Source organism: Thermostichus sp. OS-CIW-33 (assembly GCF_054059615.1).
In genome coordinates, this window is the sequence record NZ_JBSSCH010000006.1 from 138675 (window position 1) to 155897 (window position 17223).

At 59.4% G+C, this 17223-nt stretch carries 19 protein-coding genes; 9 read left to right on the forward strand and 10 right to left on the reverse strand.

Annotated elements, in window-relative coordinates; genetic code table 11:
* Positions 1 to 206 precede the first annotated feature (206 nt).
* Both purN and ACVWZG_RS06510 read left to right on the forward strand, forming a co-directional pair.
* Positions 207 to 869, forward strand: coding sequence for a phosphoribosylglycinamide formyltransferase (gene purN / locus ACVWZG_RS06505; RefSeq protein WP_414391117.1), 663 nt, complete (start codon positions 207 to 209; stop codon positions 867 to 869).
* A gap of 26 nt (positions 870 to 895) precedes the next feature.
* The gene (locus tag ACVWZG_RS06510) at positions 896 to 1699 is read left to right on the forward strand and encodes a PIN domain-containing protein (RefSeq protein ID WP_457405732.1); all 804 of its coding nucleotides are present in this window, start codon (positions 896 to 898) and stop codon (positions 1697 to 1699) included.
* A gap of 454 nt (positions 1700 to 2153) precedes the next feature.
* Here ACVWZG_RS06510 and ACVWZG_RS06515 read toward each other — a convergent pair whose 3' ends face one another.
* The 5 genes from ACVWZG_RS06515 to mrdA all read right to left on the reverse strand — a co-directional run bounded on the left by ACVWZG_RS06515 (position 2154) and on the right by mrdA (position 7773).
* Positions 2154 to 3035 (reverse strand): hypothetical protein, encoded by an 882-nt coding sequence (locus ACVWZG_RS06515; protein ID WP_457405735.1) that lies wholly within the window; start codon positions 3033 to 3035, stop codon positions 2154 to 2156.
* Positions 3036 to 3317: 282 nt separating this feature from the next.
* Positions 3318 to 3977, reverse strand: a complete 660-nt coding sequence (locus ACVWZG_RS06520; RefSeq protein WP_457405738.1) for a hypothetical protein — start codon at positions 3975 to 3977, stop codon at positions 3318 to 3320.
* Positions 3978 to 4002: 25 nt separating this feature from the next.
* On the reverse strand, positions 4003 to 5136 hold the full coding sequence (gene cobD / locus ACVWZG_RS06525; RefSeq protein WP_457405740.1) for a threonine-phosphate decarboxylase CobD: 1134 nt from the start codon (positions 5134 to 5136) through the stop codon (positions 4003 to 4005).
* 35 nt (positions 5137 to 5171) lie between these two features.
* Positions 5172 to 5477 (reverse strand): HU family DNA-binding protein, encoded by a 306-nt coding sequence (locus ACVWZG_RS06530; RefSeq protein ID WP_414352206.1) that lies wholly within the window; start codon positions 5475 to 5477, stop codon positions 5172 to 5174.
* Positions 5478 to 5793: 316 nt separating this feature from the next.
* Positions 5794 to 7773, reverse strand: a complete 1980-nt coding sequence (gene mrdA / locus ACVWZG_RS06535) for a penicillin-binding protein 2 (protein ID WP_457405742.1) — start codon at positions 7771 to 7773, stop codon at positions 5794 to 5796.
* 47 nt (positions 7774 to 7820) lie between these two features.
* Between mrdA and ACVWZG_RS06540 the strand changes: the two genes are divergently transcribed.
* The gene (locus tag ACVWZG_RS06540) at positions 7821 to 9089 is read left to right on the forward strand and encodes a lipopolysaccharide biosynthesis protein (protein WP_457405744.1); all 1269 of its coding nucleotides are present in this window, start codon (positions 7821 to 7823) and stop codon (positions 9087 to 9089) included.
* On the opposite strand, the gene ACVWZG_RS06545 is transcribed toward ACVWZG_RS06540, so the two are convergent.
* Complete coding sequence (locus ACVWZG_RS06545) at positions 9076 to 9441, reverse strand: FHA domain-containing protein (RefSeq protein WP_011432528.1); 366 nt, start codon at positions 9439 to 9441, stop codon at positions 9076 to 9078. The genes ACVWZG_RS06540 and ACVWZG_RS06545 overlap by 14 nt on opposite strands.
* A 117-nt stretch (positions 9442 to 9558) precedes the next feature.
* A complete protein-coding gene (locus ACVWZG_RS06550; protein WP_457405746.1) occupies positions 9559 to 10395 on the reverse strand; it encodes an SDR family oxidoreductase in 837 nt (278 codons plus the stop codon).
* 117 nt (positions 10396 to 10512) lie between these two features.
* Here ACVWZG_RS06550 and ACVWZG_RS06555 point away from each other — a divergent pair, with 117 nt between their 5' ends.
* A complete protein-coding gene (locus tag ACVWZG_RS06555) occupies positions 10513 to 11004 on the forward strand; it encodes a YajQ family cyclic di-GMP-binding protein (RefSeq protein ID WP_011432526.1) in 492 nt (163 codons plus the stop codon).
* 187 nt (positions 11005 to 11191) lie between these two features.
* Here ACVWZG_RS06555 and hemW read toward each other — a convergent pair whose 3' ends face one another.
* Positions 11192 to 12409, reverse strand: coding sequence for a radical SAM family heme chaperone HemW (gene hemW, locus ACVWZG_RS06560; RefSeq protein WP_457405748.1), 1218 nt, complete (start codon positions 12407 to 12409; stop codon positions 11192 to 11194).
* Positions 12410 to 12477: 68 nt separating this feature from the next.
* Between hemW and hisH the strand changes: the two genes are divergently transcribed.
* The 3 genes from hisH to ACVWZG_RS06575 are packed head-to-tail and all read left to right on the forward strand — an operon-like array spanning position 12478 to position 13820.
* The gene (gene hisH, locus ACVWZG_RS06565) at positions 12478 to 13134 is read left to right on the forward strand and encodes an imidazole glycerol phosphate synthase subunit HisH (RefSeq protein WP_457405749.1); all 657 of its coding nucleotides are present in this window, start codon (positions 12478 to 12480) and stop codon (positions 13132 to 13134) included.
* 6 nt (positions 13135 to 13140) lie between these two features.
* Positions 13141 to 13614 (forward strand): EVE domain-containing protein, encoded by a 474-nt coding sequence (locus ACVWZG_RS06570; RefSeq protein WP_457405751.1) that lies wholly within the window; start codon positions 13141 to 13143, stop codon positions 13612 to 13614.
* Positions 13611 to 13820, forward strand: coding sequence for a pentapeptide repeat-containing protein (locus tag ACVWZG_RS06575; RefSeq protein WP_414328915.1), 210 nt, complete (start codon positions 13611 to 13613; stop codon positions 13818 to 13820). Before ACVWZG_RS06570 ends, ACVWZG_RS06575 begins: the two co-directional genes overlap by 4 nt.
* Positions 13821 to 13842: 22 nt before the next feature.
* Here ACVWZG_RS06575 and surE read toward each other — a convergent pair whose 3' ends face one another.
* Complete coding sequence (gene surE / locus ACVWZG_RS06580; protein WP_414328916.1) at positions 13843 to 14622, reverse strand: 5'/3'-nucleotidase SurE; 780 nt, start codon at positions 14620 to 14622, stop codon at positions 13843 to 13845.
* Positions 14623 to 15038: 416 nt separating this feature from the next.
* On the opposite strand from surE, the gene ACVWZG_RS06585 reads away from it, so the two are divergent.
* On the forward strand, positions 15039 to 15704 hold the full coding sequence (locus ACVWZG_RS06585; protein WP_011432518.1) for a Crp/Fnr family transcriptional regulator: 666 nt from the start codon (positions 15039 to 15041) through the stop codon (positions 15702 to 15704).
* Positions 15705 to 15734: 30 nt separating this feature from the next.
* Positions 15735 to 16652 carry an alpha/beta fold hydrolase gene (locus ACVWZG_RS06590; RefSeq protein WP_457405753.1) on the forward strand — a complete coding sequence of 306 codons (918 nt, stop codon included), beginning with the start codon at positions 15735 to 15737 and terminating at the stop codon, positions 16650 to 16652.
* Here ACVWZG_RS06590 and ACVWZG_RS06595 read toward each other — a convergent pair.
* The gene (locus ACVWZG_RS06595; RefSeq protein ID WP_457405755.1) at positions 16580 to 17191 is read right to left on the reverse strand and encodes a Ycf51 family protein; all 612 of its coding nucleotides are present in this window, start codon (positions 17189 to 17191) and stop codon (positions 16580 to 16582) included. The two genes, ACVWZG_RS06590 and ACVWZG_RS06595, sit on opposite strands and share 73 nt — an antisense overlap.
* Positions 17192 to 17223 lie beyond the last annotated feature (32 nt).

Genomic DNA, 17223 nt, shown 5'->3' on the forward strand with positions numbered 1-17223 from the left:
CCTGCTGCATTTTCCGCATTTCTTGAGGCATCTCCCGCAGCTCCTCTTGGGCTTGATCCGTGCAGCGCTCGATGGCGCGGGTGCGCCTGTCAAAGCCGGCGACGGTCAAGTTTTTGGATCCCTCTCAAGCTGAACCCGGCCAGAACCAGAGGGGAGGCTGTCTGGGTTTAAAATAGCGGGGCTGCAGACTTTCCCACCAAACGCTCATGAACTCGCCCAGCTTACTCTGGCCGGATCCCGACGGGATCCCAGTGCCCTCTCAACCGGGGATCCTTGGCATTTTGGCTTCCGGCAATGGCAGCAATTTCGAAGCTATTGCCCAAGCCATTGAGGCTGGGGAACTGCAGGCCCAGATTGCTGTGGTCATCACCAACAATCCCAAAGCTTATGTGCGGCAGCGGGCCCAAAAGCGAGGGATCCCTTGCGTCTTGCTCGACCACCGAGACTACCCCTGTCGCGAAGACCTGGATGCAGCTATCCTCCAAGTGCTCTGGCAGCATCACGTGGAATGGGTGATCATGGCCGGGTGGATGCGCCTGGTTACCCAGGTGTTGTTGTCTGCCTACCCGGATCGCGTCCTGAACCTGCATCCTAGCCTGCTGCCCAGCTTCAAGGGCCTGCGGGCTGTTGAACAAGCCCTGAAGTGCGGTGTGAAAATCGCCGGCTGCACCGTTCATCGGGTCACCTTGGAAATGGACAGTGGCCCCATCGTGGCCCAAGCAGCCGTGCCGGTTCTGCCCGAAGATACTGTGGAATCCCTTTACCGGCGCATCCAGACCCAGGAGCACCGCCTCTACCCACTGGCCATCCGCCTCTGCCTGGCAGAGGGATCCCTGCTACCCAAGTCTTCGGGGAAGCTGCACAATTGAGGTTAAGTCCAACGCTGGCGCATCCCATGGCCGAGATCCCGCCTCTCCTCGTCTTCGATAGCCCGGTGATCCTGGCCGGTCGTCTGGCTCTATGGCAAGAGTGGGCTCGATTTGGGGTGTGTGTGCTGCCGCAGGCAGTGATGGCCGAGCTAGAACGCCTGAGCCGGCAGGCTATTGATCCCCAAGAAGAATCGACAGCCCGCGAGTTTTTGCGCCACTGGCCCAGTCTAGGGTTTGCCGTCTCAGAAGCCCGTGCCCTGGTGGGTGGTGCCGGTGCCGGCGATCAGTCCATGAGGGTACGTTTGGAAGAAGCGATTGCCGAATGCGCCTATGCCCTGGCCCAGCAGCAGCCGGGAACGCTGGTGGTTTTGGTCAGCAACGACCGGCCTTTGGTGGGGCGAATTCAGGGTCTGGGTCTCAACAACCTCTGTGCCATCTCTCTGGCAGAGCTGAACCGGTGGATGCGTCAGCAGCAGCGCCCTCAGGCTGTGGTTATGGCTTTGAATCGGTTACCAGGGCCACCCATTCCTGCCGCCCAGTTGACGTCCTCTACCCTCGCTCCACCTGCCCGTCCCTTGAGTTCCTCTCCAGCTTCCGGGAACCCCCCCGCCCAGGCGCGGCAGCGGTCTGGAGCTGCTCAGGTGGGGCCGAGTACAGCCCGCCTCTGGCCCTTTTTGAAAAGCCTACAGAATGCCCTTGCGTTGTTGCTGGCCCTGGTTTTCCTCTCGGCAACCGGGTTGCTGGCCTGGCGCCTGCTCGATCCAGAAGGAAGTGAAGGGATCTGGCAGCGGCTACCTCTCTCTCGGATCCCTTGGATTCGGGATCTATAGCCAGTTATTCCGAACCAACTTAAGACCCTTTCCGGTCTTCAGCCGGCCGCAGTCATTTTATAGTCGTTTCAGTTATTTCAGGTTAGGGTGAGACTCCTGGGCTGCTGATCGCGCCAGCGGGACGGAGTCCTTGAAAAGCCCTCTGGCCCTGTGCATTTAACGTTTGTTTTAGTGTTGTTTTAGGTGTGAGTGCAGTGTCCTAGTTGGAATGAAACGACCGTAATGAGGAATGAAACTGTTCCGTCGCATTGCCTAGGGGTGGTCGCGGAAGCGGCGTGGAAGGCTTGGGCGGCACCGCTGAGCAGTTGGGAAGCGTCTTAACCTAACTTGAAATGACTACAATGGGATCGACTCCAGCTCTTCTCCCAAGATGGGATCCCTGAAATACAAAGTTTGCTGCCAACCAGGATGAATTGGGTTTTGGCGCAGGTCAGCAGTGACGGGATGGCCAAAGTTACTGCTCAGCAATCGTAACGTTAAAGCCCTTATTTTTCAGGGTTTCCGCATGATAGCGGGCATACTCCAGTTGCTTAAATGCTGCCAACTGCACAAACTTCTGGCCATTCACATCTTTGACAAAGGCCCCATCAGAAACTTCTCGAGCACGTGCCAAGCTCTCATCTCCCGAGTAGATAGTGAGCACCAAGAAGGTTCCCTCGCCGCGGTTCGGCCCCAGAGAGTCTACGCTGTTGTCGCTTAGGGGCACCACGTTCTGGGATCCCGCAGAAGTAGGCGATGAAGGTTGGGATGGGCGCTCCAGGCTGGCTGCCAACTGCTCCACCGTTTGCAAGCTGGGGGGAGAGGGTTCCTTGGAAGCCAAGGCCAAGTCGGTCTGCAGGCTGTCCAGCAGGTTAGGAACGCCTTGAAGAGGATCCACCTGTACGTCCTTCAAGTCCGGGGTGGCCGTCAAGCCCAGCGCCAGCCGATCCGGATCCAAGCCACCGAAATAGAACTCCTCTCCCACCTGCCCTTCCACCGGTTCCAGTGGGATCAGGGGCAACTGGGCCAAATCCAGCTGGGCAGGGATCCCTTCTTCCGCCCTGCTAGCAGCACTTTGGGGCAGGGACAGTTCTTCCGGCCAGATCAGCCAGCGCACCCCAAAGCCAATCCCCGCGCAGGAAAGCACCCACAGCAGCAAGACCCAGAGGGGCGAAAAGGCCCCGGAGGGCCGCGGCATCTCTTCCTCTTCCAAGTCTTCCACCACCTCTTGAATGAGTACAGGTGAAGGGCGCTGTACAGAGCTGGTATTCCCAAGCTGACCTGCTCGTGGGGGCGGGACAGAGTCCATGCGCTGCAAACGCTGCCAGAGGCGGAATCGCTCCAGTTCTTTCAGCACATCCAAATGCAGATGGCTCAGCGCCTCCTGAAGAGCAAGTTGAGGAACTGGATGTGAATGGGACTGCTGTGCCGGAGACAGGGGTTGGGTAGGGTCTGGGGGAAGCGGAGAAGGACTCATAGACAGCCCACACTCAACTTGATGTAAAGTCGGAGAGCAAACAATGCCGATCCACTGTTACAGCCGGAAACAGCCTAACAGGAGAACCCACCTTGGGAACAAGGATTGCCAGCGCCCCATACCTTGCCATAAACCACCATGCCACAGGGCTATGGCAGTCTTCTAGGGCTTTGCCTCCAGATAGAGGGCACGCACATCTGTCGGTAGGTTCTGAAGCAAGATCTGGCGGGCAGAGGCAACGATGGCATCCACGTCTTCTGGGGCGAGGTAATATCCGTCAGCCTTGAGTTGGTCGGCAATGCGAACCGGTGGCCAGCCAAAGCGATCCCGCAGCAGCAGAATGAAGCGCAGATCCCCCGGCAAGGTATCCAAACCAGCAGTCAAATAACAGGCCAGTGCCGGTGAAAGAGAGGACTTCGCCCCGCCTCTGGTGGAGTCGAGACTGCAAGAAGCTTGAGGGCGGGTGGGGATCCCATCCAAGGATTGGATCAGCTCACGGGTTTGCTCCGCCAGCCAGGGTCGCAGCACAGGATCCCCTTCGCCAGCCGCTTCTTCCACAAGGCTGTGGACATCTAGGCGCTGTAGGCGCAGGTAAAGCCGCAACCAAACCTGCTCTCGATAGGCAGCCCACTGCTCGGGCGGCAGATGTTCGGCAAGGATCCCGTCCACCCACTTGCAGTAGCGGCAAAACAGGCTGATGAAGTAGCGGGCCACCTCCGGCTGCCGTTGAAAGGCCCGCAGCAACTCCAGATCGCTGTAATGGGCCACCCCCCGCACGATAGGGGCGTTGCATTCCGGCCAAAAGGCGGTAGCTTCGGGCATGAGAATTTCTCCCGCAGAAAAATCCCTAGCTATTCTCCAGGATCTCCCGGCAGGCGGATAACAACTGCTCCTGCTCCGGCAGGGTGCGCAGGCCAATGCGCAGGTAGCGATCTCCCAGCTCGGGAAAACTCAGGCAATCCCGCACCAGAATCCGGTGCCGCTGCAGCAGCGCCCGCTGAATTTGCGTGGCAGAGCCAGGGCAGCGCACCAACACAAAATTGGCTTGACCAGGCCAGGGATCCCAGCCGGGCAGTGCTTGCAAACCCCTGAACAAATGCTCTCGGGCCACGGGTAGCCAGGCGAAGGTGCGCCGGCGAAAGTCTTCATCGGCCAAAGCTGCCGCCACTGCCACTCCCGCCAATCCGTTGACGCTCCAGGGATCCCGCCACTGTCGCCAGCGCTGCCAGTGATCCGGGTGCCCCACCGCAAAGCCAATGCGCAAGCCGGGCAGTGTGAAGAACTTGGTGAGGGAACGGATGACGATGGTGTTGGGGTGAGCCGCCAGGTGGGGGATCAAGGTTTGGCTGCGGGGCATTGCCGACGGGCTGGAGTTTAAGCTCAGGGTGGGCTCCCCCGGCAAAAAGTCCATAAAAGCCTCGTCCACCACCACCTGGTTGAACTGGGGCAGGAGAGGCAGGATGTCTTGCTGCGGGATGAGCTGGCCCGTCGGGTTGTGGGGGTTGTTCAGCCAGAGCACTCGGCTCCCTTTGCCTGCCGCCGGAAGGGGTTCCTGCAGAAGGGTAAAACCGGCGGATCCCTGGCCGGGGAAAAAAGGCAGCGGCTTGATGGTTACCCCTGCTGCCCGCAGAGCCCGCGCATAATCCCCAAAAGCAGGCTGGGGCAGCCATACCTCCCGCCCTTGCGCATCCCGGGCTGCCCAGGTGAGCAACTCCGCTGCCCCATTGCCCACAAAGATCCACTCAGGATCGACGGCCCAATGGTTGGCCAAACAGATGCGCAAGTCCCGATAGTCGGGATCCGGGTAGCGGCTGATTACAACCGGGTCTGCTGCAGACAGCGCCTGAGTCAGAGCTTGCAAGACCGATTCCGGTGGGCCCAGCGGATTCAAGCTGGCCGAAAAATCCAGAATCTCCTGGGGAGAGCAGCCAGCGATTGCTGCTCCCCAAGCCCAATTGCCACCATGTCGAGGCTGCTCCACGCCCTACCCAGCAGCCGAGTCCCAACCCGGCGAAATTAAGATTTCCCCCCTGCTACTGCTTCGCGGAATGACTTGCCCACCCTAAAAGTGGGGACGATGCTCTCTGGGATCACCATTTTTTGGTTGGTTTTCGGGTTGCGACCTTCCCGCTCTTTGCGCTTGCGAGCCTCAAAGGAGCCGAAGCCCACCAGGGTCACCTTCCCCTTGGGTTCACCGTTTTCATCGCGGGATGCGACCTCTTCGACAATGATCTCCAGTGCGGCGGAAATGACAGCCTCCGCTTCTTTTTTGGTTACATTGGCGCGATGAGCGACGGCATCAACAAGTTCTGCCTTGTTCATCCTGATCTCCTTTTGAGTTAGGCAATAAAAGTTAGAGCGTTCCCTGGATCGCGGATTCGCTCAGGCGTTGCAGAGCGGCCACGGCCCAGAGTGTTCTCAGTGTGTGGGAGCGGGGCTTGCCCTGCAATGCGCCAAGGCGCCACTGGCGCGAATGGCAGGATTGTGGCAGTTGAGCTCCAAATCACTGACATATTCTACAGCTAAGTTAGGGCAGAAGCCTGCTGGGCAAGGGGTTTTAGGGGATCTTAACGCAATTTTCTGGGAGACAAGAGACTGCATATACCCAGTTGGCTCGGATCCGACAGAAAGCTAGGGCTCACGACTCGGGTCGGAAGTAGGCCCGCATCACCTCTCGAAAGATGGGAGCGGCCCGTGATCCACCCCCACCGCCGCTGTTTTCCAGAAAGACCACGACCACCAATTCGGGCCGGTCGTAGGGAGCATAGCCAACATACCAAGCGTGGGATCGCCGCGGCGGATCCTCTGCGGTGCCGGTTTTACCAGCCGTTGGGGGAAATCCTGGCCCCAGGTTGGCGTTGCCGCCGGTGCCGTAAACCACGACATCTCGCAGCCCCTGCTGCAGAATCTCCAGCGTGGCAGGGGAGAGCCCCACCTTCTGACGCAGCGGTACGGGACTGTCAGGGATCACCTGGTGGGAGAGCAAAGGTCGCACCCGCCAGCCCCCATTGGCCACTGCCGCCGTTACCACCGCCATTTGCAGCGGCGTAGCGGTAATAAATCCCTGGCCGACGGACATGTTCACCGTGTCGCCCACATACCAGGGCTCGCGCCAGTGGCGCTGCTTCCACTCAGCATCCGGCACCAGACCCGCGGCTTCCCCTTTGAGGCCAATCCCGGTCAGTTGTCCCAACCCAAAGCGGCGCGACCATTCTTGCAAAGGGGCAGCCTTGGTGCCGAGGGCGATTTGGTAGAAAAAGGTGTCGCTGCTGTAGGCCATCGCCTGCCGGTAGTTCAGCCGCCCGAAGCCGGCCCGGTTCCAGTCCCAAAAGCGCCACCCTCCCACCTGGATGTAGGGGCCGGTCTGCAGCACCGTATTCGGGGGAAAGGCTCCCGACTCAATCCCGGCAGCGGTGGTGATGATTTTGTAGGTGCTGGCGGGGGGATAGGGCCGCAGGCCGCGGTTGAGGAAGGGAAAATCCTGCTGCTGCAGGCTCTCCCACTGGGCTTGGGTGATGCGGCTGGAAAAGAGGTTGGGATCAAAGGTGGGATAGCTGGCCATGGCCAGGATCGAGCCATCGCTGGGATCCATGGCGATCACCGCTCCTTTTTGCTGGCCGAGGGCTCGCTCTGCCGCCTGCTGCAGCCGCACATCCAAAGTGAGCTGCAGGGTGTTGCCCGGTTGGGGCGCTTGTTCCCCCAGCACCCGCAGCACCTCTCCCATGGCGTCCACCTCCACCTGTCGCCCGCCCCATTGGCCGCGCAGATGGTTCTCGAACAATTCCTCCACTCCCATCAGGCCAACGATATCCCCCAGGCGATAGCTAGGGTCGGCCCGCAGTTGCTCTAGGGAGATCTCGCCGGTGTAGCCCAGCAGGTGAGCAGCCAAGTCGCCATGGGGATAAAACCGCGCCGTCTCGGCCTCCACCATCACTCCCGGCAGCTCGCGGCTCATCTCCTCCAGTTGAATGACCACCTGGGGGCTGGCGTTGCGCAGGATGCGCAGGGGAAACGGGGAACGATATCCGGCCTGTTCCAGTTTCTGGGCGATCTCCTCGGGGGCCATGTTCAAGTATTCTGCCAACTTGGGGATCATCTCCTGCCAGCGCTGCCGCGACTGCACCAGAGGCCAGAGGAAGACCGAGTGGGACAATCGGCTGCTCGCCAGCAATACGCCGTTGCGATCCACAATGCGTCCGCGTTCTGGCGGCTGGGGCAACAGGCGAATGCGGTTGGTATCGGCCAGCTGGCGGTAATACTGGGTGCGCGCTAGCTGCAGGTAGGCCAGACGGGATCCCAGCCCTCCAAACAGCAGCAGACTGGTCAGCAAGAGCAAGACAACGGCCCGATAGCCCTGCCCCACCGTTTTGGCCGATGCGGATCCCAGCCAGCGAGGGCTACCGCCGTCCGGCAGGGGTGGGGGAAGTACCCGGCGGGGGGCAGGCGGTCTGGAATGGGGGGAGAACAGGGCTTGCGGATCCCGTCCTGCCAAGGTGTGGGGGCTTCGCGCGGCGTTGCTGACGGGGTAGAGTTTGGCCATGAAATTGCCAGAAGAGTTGCAACCGATACACCCAAAATCGAGAGGAGATGCCCGCTCTCGGGCAGGCAGTCTCAGCATCCATCCAGTATCCCTGGCTGCGGCAAGCCTCGTCCAGGAGTGGCAGCGTGGATAGAGCAGAACAACAACGGCTGCGCCAGGCTGCCTGGCTGATGGTGGGCAATGGCCTGCGCCTGGGGTTGTCCGGGGCCTATTTCATCCTGTTGGCCCGTCTGTTGGGGCCGGAAGCCTTCGGGGTTTTCTCTGCCATCTTGGCCTGCAGCAACCTGGCCGCCCCGTTTGGCTATTTGGGCCAATCGGAACTGCTGATCCAGCGCCTCAGCCGGCAGGGATCCCCGACTTGCACCCAGGGGGTTGGCCCCAGCTTATGGTTGGCGGGATTGGGCTGTGGGGGGATGGCGCTGGTGTTGTGGCCCCTCTTGAGCGTTTGGCTGGCCGGGACGCCGGCAGCGGTGGTGGGGGTATTGCTCTTGAGCGATCTGCTGTTCGTCGCAGTGCCAGAGGTGTACAGAGGGATCCTGGTTGGGCGAGAGCAGGTTGCCGGCGTAGCCCTCATCGACACGGGCATGGCGCTGGGGCGATTGGGGGCAGTATTGCTGGCGGTGGCCTTAGGCTGGGGATCCCTGGTGCAATGGGCTGTTCTGTACGGCCTGATGGTGTTGGTCGTGCTGCTGCTGATCGCGAGGGGGATGGGGCGGTGGAGCGAGCCTTCTCCCCCCTTGGCCCTGAGCTGGCGAGATCTGCGGGAACGGCTGATAGCGGGCTGGGACTTTGCGGTGGGGCTGGCCGCGGTGAAAACCTTCACCGATTTGGATAAGCTGCTCTTGCCCCGTTTGGCCTCAGCAGCGGCGGGGGGTCTTTACAGCGCTGCCTACCGGGTGATCAACTTCTCGCAAACGCCGATGATTGCTCTGCTCACCAGCCATTTTGCCGAGCTGTGCCGCCAAGGCCAAAAAGGACTCCCACAAGGCTGGCGCTACGCCTGTCACCTTTCCCCTTGGGTGGTGGGCTACGGCAGTTTGGCTGCTCTGGGGCTGGCCCTGGGATCCTACGGGATCCCCTGGGTGCTGGGATCGGCTTACCGGGAAACGGCCCTCATCCTGCGCTGGCTCAGCCCGGTCATTTTGCTGGAAGGGATCCACCTTTTGCTATCTCACCTGCTCACCGGGGCAGGGTTGCAAAAGCCCCGCAGCCGTCTGCAACTGATGGCTCTGGGGCTGAATGGGCTTTTGAATGCGGTTTGGATCCCAAGGTGGGGTTGGCAGGGGGCGGCCCTAGCGACCTTGCTGTCGGAGATGGCCTTGGTGCTGGCTTTGCTGCTGTTGATTGGGGGGCGATTGCACGCTCTGCAGAGATCTGGGCCTAGGGAGCCTTAACAATTTTGTAGGTGGCTTTGGCATCGGGGCCAAAGGTGATCACATCCCCCGACTTGAGCTGGTGGGTGGTCAATTTCTGGCCGTTGATCAACAAGCCATTGGTGCTGGGGCGACCTTCCAGATCCCCATCCAAAATGCGGTAGCAATATTCTCCCTCTCGCTCGGCGGGAATCCGCAGCAGCATGGCGTGGTAGCGGGAGGCATACTGAGAGTTGAGACAGATGTCGTTCGCCAAGTCCCGACCGATGAAGTATTTGGCGGATCCCAGCACCTGGGTACGGCGGCCATCTCGGTCTTCCACGATCAAGATGTGCTGGTGGGTACCGGAAGGAGAAGGCACAGATTCAACCATACTTCCGCTGCCAATACCAGTGTTTAACGGTACCTCAAACTATACCCAAGTTTAGCCCTCTTCCTGCTGTTGCTGGGTCTGCAAAACCGCTTATTATCCAGCACCCAAGAACCTGACCTAGCGAGGAACATTCTGGAGCAGTGAGCCGACCCATCCGGGGAAGAGGGTGTAAGCTCCTACCGCCCATTGGGCCATGCCCACCACCACCTCTGACTTGGACTGGCGAGCGGCGTCCCAAATGGCTTCGGCAACTTCTTCCGGCTGGCTGGCCCAGAAACTCTCCAGCGCCTGTTGCATTTGCTCGCGGGCTTTGCCACCTGAGGTTTGGGAGTGGCCATCGGGAGAGGACTCTGGCCCCACCTCATCCAGAAAAATGGCTCGCTTGAGGAAATTGCTGCTGACGATGCCCGGATGGACGCCGATCACCTGGATCCCTTGGGGTTGCAGTTCCAGACGCAGCGCCTCCGTCAGCCCACTGACCGCGTACTTGCTGGCACAATAGGCGCTCATCTGGGGCAGGGGCATTTTGCCGCCAATGGATCCCACGTTGATGATCTGACCTTTTTTGCGCTTCAACATGTCGGGGAGCACGGCTCGAATGGTGTGGAGGTAGCCCCAAAAATTGACCGCCATCAGAGCCTGCCAGTGCTCCGGGGTGGTTTGCAAAAAAGGGCCACTCATGCAGATGCCGGCGTTGTTGATCAGGCAGTCGATGCGGCCATAGCGTTCTAGGGTTCTCTCCACCAGGTTTTGCACCTGTTCTGGCTGCGTGACATCGGTGGGAACGGCCAAGACCTCGGCATTTAGGCTTTGCTCCAGGTCGATGGCCGTTTGCTTCAGGGTTTCGGCAGTGCGGGCAGCCAGCGCCAATCGGTAACCCCCACGGGCAAAGGCAAAGGCAGTAGCTCTGCCGATGCCTTCAGAGGCGCCTGTAATTAAAACAACATCGGCCATCCTGCTTCTCCGCAAATCTGGACTGGGATCCTTCTACCTGTTGTAGCTTCTCCGAGAGTTAGGGATCCCTGCTTGGCTGAGGGCTTAAGATACTGAACGATAGCGAAGATAAGGTTTATGGCCTCTACCTACTCATTTGATATCGTCAGTGATTTCGATCGGCAGGAACTGGTGAACGCTGTGGATCAAGCCCGACGGGAGATCAAACAGCGCTACGACCTCAAGGATACTCAGACGGAAATTGAGCTGGAGGAGGGATCCCTGACCATCACCACCGCCAACGACATGGCCCTCAACTCCATTCGGGATCTGCTCCTCACCAAAGCGGCCAAGCGGGGTCTATCCCTGAAGATCTTCGACTTTCAACCGCCGGAGAGCGCCGGCGGCAACCGAGTGCGCCAGGTGGTTCACCTGAAAAAGGGCATTGATGCCACGCTGGCCAAACAGATCGCCAAGCAAATCCGCGACAACTTTAAGAAGGTGCAGCCCGCCATTCAAGGGGATCTGGTGCGCGTTTCCGGCAAGGATAAAGACGAGCTACAGGCGGTCATTCAAATGCTTAGGCAGCAGGACTACCCGGTGGCGCTGCAATTTGTCAACTATCGATAGGGATCCTCTGGGCTTCCGTATCTTTCCCCTCAACCCCTCTTGCAAGATTAGAGATCTCAGGATCTGTGAAATGTTGGGTTTAATGGCTGCTGGAAATGGTGATGGCCTACGCTCCTCAAAGCTTGAGTTTTCGGCCAATTGGGATAGGGGGCTCTGGTGAGAAATCTTGTGAAAGTAACCGTCGGAATCAAGCCAGCAAGTCTCTGAGAATCTCATTGGAAAATAGCCAGCCATCGGGCGGAATCAGCCGTAGCCGGCCTGCCTCACAACTGGCCCATCCCTTCTCAAAATAGGGATCCAGCCTCTCCAAAGCTTGCTCGACCTTTGGGTGGCCAAAACGCTCCTGTAAATGGCACAAATCCAGACCTTCCTTTAGACGCAACCCCAACATCAAAGTATCCATCCAAACTTCCTCTGGGGATGCTTCAGGAGGGAGAGGGTGGACTCCGACTTTCACCTGCTCGAAGTAGTGGTAAAGGGTTTTGGGCTGCTGAATGCGCCGTCCCCCCTCGTGGCCGACGGATCCCATGCCAAAGCCAAAGTAAGGGCGATTTTTCCAGTACACTCGGTTGTGGCGACAGGCGTAGCCGGGGCGGGCAAAATTGGAGATTTCGTAGTGGATGTAGCCCGCTTCGGTGAGCAGCTCCCGCGCCATTAGGTACATGGCAACTGTGGTTTCCTCGCTGGGCAAAGGTGCTGCTCCCGGTCGGTACATCCGACCAAAGCGGGTTCCCGGTTCAATCGTCAGATCATAGACGGAGACATGGGTGGGGTTAATCTCAAGAACAGCTCGTAGAGACTGCTGCCAGTGTTCCAAAGTCTGGTAGGGCAGCCCAAAGATCAAATCCAGGTTGAAATTCTCAAAGCCCGCCGCCTGCAAGTCGGCCACGGCTTCGTAAACTTCCTCCACTCCATGCAGGCGACCACAAGCGGCCAGCAGCTCTGGCTGAAATGCCTGTACCCCTAGGCTGATGCGGTTGACCCCCAGCTCCCGGTAGCCCGCCAACTGCTCCCGCGTCAGGGTGCCGGGGTTGGCCTCCAGAGAAATCTCGCAGTCGGGATGAAACGGGATCCTCTCTTTCAGCTCGTTCAAAATCCGCCCCACTTGCTCCACCGTCAGCAGAGAAGGGGTGCCACCCCCGAAAAAAATGCTGGTCAACGGTCTGGGATCCCCGGCCAGATGGCGGTAGCGGTAGGCGCCGCCGATCTCCCGGCAGAGCATCTGCACGTAAGTTTCTATCAACTCTCGGGTGCCCAAGCCCGTGGCAAAATCACAGTAGTGGCAGCGCTGCCGACAAAAAGGGATGTGCAGGTAAGCTGCTTCAGGCCAATCAACCTGGTCGCGGCAGCATTGCAGAGCAGTATCGGTCGGAGTGGGATTGTGCAAAGCCGTTGCCACAGCCATGGGTCAGCTCAAACGGGATAGAACCACTATACTGATAGACTCCGAAACTCCTCACGAGGAGGGATCCCATGGGAGCTGTGCGCCTGGCGGTAATCGACTATGATGCCGGAAACTTGCATTCGGCTTGCAAAGGGCTGGAGCGGGCCGGAGCTGAGGTGCAGCTAGTAACAGAGCCAACTGGACTAGCGGCTTTTGACGGCATTGTCCTGCCCGGCGATGGGGCCTTTGACCCAGCCATACAGCAGCTGCGGGCGCGGGGCTTTGGGAAAGCGATCCGGGAAGCTGTGGAGCGGCAACAGCCTTTTTTAGGCATTTGCCTTGGGCTGCAAGTTTTGTTCGAAAGCAGCGAAGAGGGAACAGAGCCAGGGCTGAGCATTGTGCCTGGACGGGTGCAGCGCTTTCGGCCAGAGGCGGGCCTGCGCATCCCTCACATGGGCTGGAATCAACTGCAACTCACCCAAGCCCACTCTCCCCTCTGGGCAGGGATCCCGAATCAAAGCTGGGTTTACTTTGTCCACTCCTACCACGCAGTGCCCAATGACCCAAGCTGGGTGGCTGCTACCACCCAACACGGCAGCCAAACCTGTGTAGCCGCTATTGCCCGCGGCACCTTGTTTGCTACCCAATTTCACCCCGAAAAGTCGGGCCCTGTTGGCTTGCAGATGTTGCAAAACTTTGTCGAGTTTGCTGCCCGTTGCTCCCTTTTATCTGCTCCCAGAGCTTAGTGCCCCATGAACTATTGGCTGATGAAATCTGAGCCCAGCATCTATAGCATCTGGGATTTGCAGCGGGAGGGCCAAACCCTTTGGGATGGCGTGCGCAACTACCAAGCCCGCAACTATCTGAAGGCAATGCAGCCTGGGGATCGCGCCTTTTTCTACCATTCCAATGCCGAGCCACCCGGAATTGCCGGTTTGATGGAGATCCTGGAAACCCAGGTGGTGGATCCCAGCCAATTCGACCCTGCCAGCCCCTACTATGATCCCAAATCTAACCGCGAGGATCCCCGCTGGCATACGGTGCGAGTGCGGTTTGTCTCAGCCTTTGGGCGATTGATCCCTTTGGCTGAATTGCGAGACACCTTCACCCCAGAGGAGCTGGAAGTAGTACGACGGGGCACGCGACTGTCGGTCATGCCGGTTGCCGAAGGGGTGGCGAAACGATTGCTGGCGCTGACGGGAGTTTCTACGCAGTCTCCTCTATGATGGGCGAGGCCAACCTGAGTGGGGCCAATTTGCGTGGCGCCGACCTAAGTGGGGCGGATCTAACGGGGGCGGATTTGCGAGGGGCCAATCTGTCGATGGACAACCTAAAGAGCGCTTTTCTGGAAGGGGCAATCTACAGTGCCAACACCCGCTTTCCCGCCGAGTTCGACCCAAAATTTGGAGGGGATGACATTGTTCGGCGCTGACCCCAGCTCACCGGCTTAAAATTCATGAGCCAAAGGCTGAGAGGCCCCAGCGCTGTAGGCTATCGAAGGCCGCGTAGGCCGTTAGATCCGGCTGCAGGGGCGTAATCGACACATAGCCCTCAGCAACCGCCCGCACGTCCGAACAGGGATCCACCTCCTCTTCCACCACCTCTCCAGCTAGCCAGTAGTAGGCCTTGCCGCGCGGATCCACCCGTTTCTCGTAGAGATCTGTGTACTTGCGCCAGGCCAGGCGGGCCAAGACCATGCCGCGTATTTCAGCCAGCGCTAGGGGGGGCACGTTGATGTTCAACAGCATCGGCTCCCCCAGGGGTTTCAGGCTCAGTTTCTCCAGTAGCTTCAGCACCACCTGGGCCGCTGGTTGAAAATCCTGATGGGTAAAACTGGCCAAGCTTACTGCCAGGCTAGGGATCCCTTCCAATAGCCCTTCCATTGCCGCCGAGACGGTGCCGGAGTAGAGCACATCCGTGCCCAGATTGGCTCCCTGATTGATGCCGGAAATTACCCAATCGGGAGGACGATCCAATAGCCCGTCCAGACCTAACTTGACACAGTCGGAAGGGGTGCCCGAACAGGCCCAGGCCTGCACTTCTGGAGGAAATCCCTCCCGCACCGGATCCACCCGCAGCGGCTTGTGCAACGTCAGGGCGTGGCCGGTGGCCGAGCGCTCCCGATCCGGACAGACCACCGTTACCTGGTGCCCCCCCAGCTGGGCCAGCGCTGCCGCCAAACACCGCACCCCTGCCGCCTGGATGCCATCGTCGTTGCTGATGAGAATATTCATCCCAGCCACCCCACACCCGCCCTTAGACATACACCAGTCTGACCCAATGATCTGCGCTGATCCCCCAGGTAGCCGAGTTCAGCGGCAGAATCTGAAAATTTACGGCTTCTTGGGGTTATTATTGGACGTAGCCTTTTGAACAATATCAGTAGGAACACAATGTCACCCTATGAGGTCAAGTGCCATTATGAAGCTAAGGTAAAGTAAACCCTGCGGTTTCCTTCCTCTTTGTATTTGCCTTCTTGTGTGTATCTTGCTGTTTCTCCATCCCCATCTTCCTAAGACTCCGTCCCGTTGACGTGTAGGTGCTCCGCACCGCCGGCGCGAACGCGGAAGCGTTGCATAGCCTACAGCCGGGTAAAGCTGGAAAGTCTGTAAAACCCATCAGGTCGCTCGAGCGACAGGAAGTTGATCTCATGTCACTTGTTTCCATCACATCGGCAACAGAGGCTCAGGAATGGCGTGAGCTTTGCCAGTGGGCCGAGGAGCACTACCGCTGTCGCACCTTTCCCAAAGACGTGCGCATTCCCACTCGTCCGGGATTGGTGTACATCACCCAAGAGGGAGTGGTGCGCCTGGTCAGCCAAACTCCAGAGCGGCGGGAGGTCTTTGTTGGGTTCATCACGGCTGGATTTCCTTTTGAGCTGAGCAACCCAGAGCGCTTTGAGTTGAAAGCCTGCACCCACGCCGATCGCACCACGGTGATGTGGTTTTACTGGCAGGATCTGGAGCAGTGGCCCTATCTGCACCAGAAGATTCAGGAAAACTTCCGCCAGCAACTGCAACGGAAGCTGCTATGGTTGGGAAATCTGGGCCAACGGCGCGCCATCGATCGCCTCAAGGGCTTCTTGAGCCTGTTGATCGAAGAGTATGGACAGCCCTGTGAACAAGGGATGTATCTCCCCTGGCCCCTTACCCATGCCCAGATTGGGGATGCCATTGGGGCCACCCGCGTGACGGTGACTCGTCTTCTGGGATCCCTGCGTTCGAAAGGGTTTGTGCAGGTGCTGGATCAAAACTTAATTTGCATTCCCAACGGGGTAAAGCTCCAGCCCACTCCGAAGAAGGCGGCCAGCGCCTAACCCTGCTGTCTAGATGCTATCCAGAGTGTTATGCCTACAGCAGTCGGGAACTGCACTGCTGACGCGATGGGCCTGCAGCTCCACTACCGTACTTGGGGAAAAGGGATCCCCTCTCTCCCAATCTTGATGCTCCACGGCCATCCGGGCAATGCCGACTGCATGGCGGTATTTGCAGAGGCAGTGGCGGGGATCCACCCCTGTGTGGCGCCAGATCTGCGTGGCTACGGGCATTCCCAGGTGACGGATCCCTTTGAGATGCAGGATCACCTAGAGGACTTGGAGCGGCTGCTGGATCGCCTGGGCTGGCAGGAGTGTCTGGTGCTGGGCTGGTCCTTGGGCGGGATCCTGGCCCTGGAGTTGGCTTTGCGGCTGCCGCAGCGGGTAAAGGGTTTGGTCTTGGTGGCCAGTGCCGCCTGCCCCCGCAGCAACCATCCCCCCACCGATTTTTGGGATCAGGTCAACACCGGCGTTGCCTCGCTGCTCAACTGGCTTTGGCCCGGCTGGGAATGGAACATCGAGACCTTTGGCCGTCGCTCCCTTTACCGCTACCTGATGCAGCAACAGACCCCAACGGCCTATCGGTATTTGGCGCACATGGCCTTGCCCGCCTATCTGCACACCTCCCCCCAGGCTCGCCAAGCTCTGCGCGCCGCTTTGCAACGGGGCTACAACCGCGAGGGAGATCTGCACCGAATTCGCATCCCGGTACTGCTTATGGCCGGCGAGCGGGATCGCCACATCACCGCCAACAGCAGCCTGGCCACAGCCCGCGCCCTGCCCCACTGCACCTGCATTGTCTATCCCAACGTGGCTCATCTCTTTCCCTGGGAGATCCCCGACCGGGTGGGACAGGATCTGCGCCGCTGGCTCAGCGCTCAAGACTGGGCAAGTAGGATCCCGGTGGTTGGCTCTTCCGCTCCCTCTGCAGACAAGGCGGCAGAAGCCTGACCCTGGGCCAACTTCCGCAGCCGGGCAAAGGCCTCTTCCTCCAGATGGATCTGCTGCTGCTGTTGTTCTTCTGGGGTGCGCAGGCGCTTTCCCAACGGCTGTTGCAGCGTGCCCAAGAGCAACGGCTCGGAAACTCCCGGCTCGGGATGGATGACGGTGCGGGCCCGCAAGGTGAACACCGGCGAACCGGTGGAGAAGCGGCCCGGGGATCCCAAATCGCTGGCCGCCTGCTTCAGGGTGAGGATCAATTGCTCTGGGGTGATATCCGGGCTGACAGCAATAACCGCTCGATCCGCCCCTTGGTCATAGACGGTGGTGTAGGGGGCAGCACCGGGAATGCGGGAGCGAAAGATCGGCCCCAAGCTGAGGGCAAAACATCCCGCTGTTAAAACCAGCGCAAACGCCGTGTAGCCCACCAGCGCAAACTTCAAGGGCCAATTGCGGATCCAGGCCAGCAGGGTGAGCACAGCCAGCAAGCCTGCCAGACCTAGCCCAATTCGGGTGGCAGAGGCAAAGAAAGATTCCAAAGTTGCATCCATGATTCCCCAGTTTAGCGGCTAGAGCTTCATCT

Coding starts and splice junctions, on each gene's coding strand:
- purN (WP_414391117.1), top strand. CDS start 207: ATGAACTCGCCCAGCTTACTCTGGCCGGATCCCGACGGGATCCCAGTG.
- ACVWZG_RS06510 (WP_457405732.1), top strand. CDS start 896: ATGGCCGAGATCCCGCCTCTCCTCGTCTTCGATAGCCCGGTGATCCTG.
- ACVWZG_RS06520 (WP_457405738.1), bottom strand. CDS start 3,977: ATGCCCGAAGCTACCGCCTTTTGGCCGGAATGCAACGCCCCTATCGTG.
- ACVWZG_RS06530 (WP_414352206.1), bottom strand. CDS start 5,477: ATGAACAAGGCAGAACTTGTTGATGCCGTCGCTCATCGCGCCAATGTA.
- mrdA (WP_457405742.1), bottom strand. CDS start 7,773: ATGCTGAGACTGCCTGCCCGAGAGCGGGCATCTCCTCTCGATTTTGGG.
- ACVWZG_RS06545 (WP_011432528.1), bottom strand. CDS start 9,441: ATGGTTGAATCTGTGCCTTCTCCTTCCGGTACCCACCAGCACATCTTG.
- ACVWZG_RS06550 (WP_457405746.1), bottom strand. CDS start 10,395: ATGGCCGATGTTGTTTTAATTACAGGCGCCTCTGAAGGCATCGGCAGA.
- ACVWZG_RS06555 (WP_011432526.1), top strand. CDS start 10,513: ATGGCCTCTACCTACTCATTTGATATCGTCAGTGATTTCGATCGGCAG.
- hemW (WP_457405748.1), bottom strand. CDS start 12,409: ATGGCTGTGGCAACGGCTTTGCACAATCCCACTCCGACCGATACTGCT.
- hisH (WP_457405749.1), top strand. CDS start 12,478: ATGGGAGCTGTGCGCCTGGCGGTAATCGACTATGATGCCGGAAACTTG.
- ACVWZG_RS06570 (WP_457405751.1), top strand. CDS start 13,141: ATGAACTATTGGCTGATGAAATCTGAGCCCAGCATCTATAGCATCTGG.
- ACVWZG_RS06575 (WP_414328915.1), top strand. CDS start 13,611: ATGATGGGCGAGGCCAACCTGAGTGGGGCCAATTTGCGTGGCGCCGAC.
- surE (WP_414328916.1), bottom strand. CDS start 14,622: ATGAATATTCTCATCAGCAACGACGATGGCATCCAGGCGGCAGGGGTG.
- ACVWZG_RS06585 (WP_011432518.1), top strand. CDS start 15,039: ATGTCACTTGTTTCCATCACATCGGCAACAGAGGCTCAGGAATGGCGT.
- ACVWZG_RS06590 (WP_457405753.1), top strand. CDS start 15,735: ATGCCTACAGCAGTCGGGAACTGCACTGCTGACGCGATGGGCCTGCAG.
- ACVWZG_RS06595 (WP_457405755.1), bottom strand. CDS start 17,191: ATGGATGCAACTTTGGAATCTTTCTTTGCCTCTGCCACCCGAATTGGG.